The organism is Streptomyces sp. P5F9, from assembly GCF_057961495.1.
Genome location: NZ_JBXVPZ010000769.1, coordinates 1 through 2,638 on the forward strand (window position 1 = coordinate 1; position 2,638 = coordinate 2,638).

The 2,638-nt window shown below is 71.6% G+C and carries 1 protein-coding gene; it reads right to left on the minus strand.

Annotation, left to right across the window (positions count from 1 at the left end; translation table 11 throughout):
• A partial coding sequence (locus AC31A1_RS49790) for an AMP-binding protein (RefSeq protein WP_489659660.1) occupies nucleotides 1-2,609 on the minus strand: 2,609 nt, incomplete at its 3' end.
• Nucleotides 2,610-2,638: the final 29 nt, after the last annotated feature.

Sequence of the window (2,638 nt, forward strand, 5' to 3'; positions counted from 1 at the left end):
GCGAGGCCGTTCAGCAGCCCGAGCCAGGCCCGGCCCAGTTCCTCTACGTCGGTTTCGTCCAGCAACGCGTCGGGCCAACTCAGGGTGAGCGTCAACTCGGGACCGCTCGCGGTGTCCGCGACCACGGCTCCCGCATCGAGAGCGTGCAGCACCGGCATGCCCGGATCGGCAGCGCCACCGACGGCCGTGTCCCCGGCCGACTGCCACGGCTCGGCCGAACTCGCCCCGGCACCACCGGCGGTCGCGAACCGGCCCAGGTAGTTGAACCCGACCTGCGGCGCCGGCAGACCCGCCAACACCGGCGCCGTCTCCGGATTCAGGTGACGCAACAGGCCATGGCCGAGACCGTCCCCGGGCACCGCCTGCACCTGCTCCTTCACCCGCTTCACCAGCGCACCGGCCGCCGTACCGCCTGCCGTAGCCTCCGTCAGGTCCACGCCGGAGGCGTCCAGCCGTACCGGATAGGCGGCGGTGAACCAGCCCACCGTCCGCGACAGGTCCATGCCCGCCGACAACGGCTCGCGGCCATGCCCCTCGACCTCCACCAGGAACCCGCCCGGCTCAGCCCCGAAGCCCGGCCGCCACCCCGCCACCGCACCGGCCAGCGTCGCCAACAGCACCTCATGCAGACCGCAGTGGAACACCCCTGGCACCTCGCCGACGAGCATTGCGGACTCACCCACCGGAACCGACCAGGAGCAACGACGCAAGGACGCAACCGTGTCGACGGCGGGGTCCAGCGCGCGGCGGCCGATCAGCGGCTCACCGGCGGTGCCCACCAGTTCGGCCCACTTCGCCAACTCCCGGACCCGCTGCGGGTCTTCCGCCGACCGCTCCAACTCCCGGGCCCAGGTGCGGAAGGAGGTCGGCGCCGGTTCGAGGACCGGTCGCCGTCCTACGGCCGCCGCCTCGCACGCGGTCCCCAGATCCTGCGCCAGGACGCGCCATGACACCCCGTCGACCGCCAGGTGATGAGCCGCCAGCACAATCCGACCGACCCGGCCCGGCCCGGCGTCCACCCACACCACCTGCACCATCACCCCGGCCGCCGGATCCAACCGCGCCACCGCCTGCCGAGCGGCCTCCACCGCCACCCGGTCCAACTCACCCTCAGCGAGGCCTACAGCATCCACCCGGACCACCAGCCCGGACACGTCGATCTCACCCGCCTCCGGAACCACCAGCGTCCGAAGGTCGCTCCCGGTCCGGGCCCGCAGCATCCCGTGCGCCCGCAACAGCGCATCCACGCCTGACGCCAGCACACCCACACCCAGCCCGGCCGGCGCACCGATCACCGTCCACTGAGCGAACTCGCCCCGCAGCGCGTACGCGCCCATCGACCGCATCGCCGGGGTCCACGGCACCTCACCGACACCCGTGTCCGCGGCTGCGGTCTGCCCCGCCGCCCCACCGGACACCGCGACCGCCACCAGCGCCAACCGTTCCGGCGTCTTCTCCTCGAACACCTGCCGCGGCGAAACGGTCCACCCTGCGGTACGGGCCCGGGAAGCGAGCTGCATCGACATGATGGAATCGCCGCCCAACTCGAAGAACCCGTCCCCGACCCCGACGGCCTCCAGCCCCAACACCTCGGCGAACAGGGCGCAGAACACCTTCTCGGCAGGCGTCGCGGGCGCACGGGTGGCAACGGAGTTGAGGTCGGGCGCGGGCAGGGCGGAGCGGTCGATCTTCCCGTTGACGGTGAGCGGGAACGCGTCGAGGACGACGACCGCCGACGGAACCATGTACTCCGGCAGCCGGGTGGCCGCGAACTCCCGTACGTCCTCGGCGTCCACATCACCGACGGTGTAGCCGATCAGGCGGCCGTCCCGCGCCAACACCACCGCCCGCTCGACCTGCGCATGGGCGGCCAACACCGCCTCGACCTCGCCGAGTTCGACCCGGAACCCGCGGATCTTCACCTGCGCGTCCGCACGCCCGACGAACTCCAGCTGCCCGGCCGACGTCCAGCGGGCCAGGTCCCCGGTGCGATACATCCGCCCGCTGCCGTCACCGAACGGGCACGCGACAAACCGCTCCGCCGTCAGATCCGCTCGGCCGATATAACCGCGGGCCAGACCCGAACCCGCGATGTACAACTCGCCCGCCACGCCTACCGGAACAGGCCGCAAGAACGCATCCAGGACGTAGGTGCGGGTGTTGGGCAGCGGACGGCCGATCGCCGGCGGCGCGTCCTCACCCGTGATGCCCTCCTCCAACAGGACAGCGGTGGTGATGACGGTGGCCTCGGTGGGCCCATACGAGTTCCACACCCGGGCGCCTTCACGCCACCTGGCCGCCAGACCGGCCTCAAGCCGCTCCGCACCCAAGACCCAATTCCCCACCCCCGCAACCGACTTCGGCTCCAGGGCCCCCAACAACGACGGCACCACACTCGCGCTCTCGACACCGTTGAACTCGACCATCGCGGCGAGAGCAGACGGGTCCTGTCGCTCTTCGGACGAGGCGATCGCCAACGTGCCCCCGGCCGCCAGCGTGACCGCCACGTCCAGCACCGCCGCATCGAAACTGAACGACGCGAACTGCAACGCCGTATGCCCAGGCTCCACACCGAGAACGGGACCCATAGCCGACGCCAGATTCGCCACGGAGGCGTGCTCCACCGCCACACCCTTCG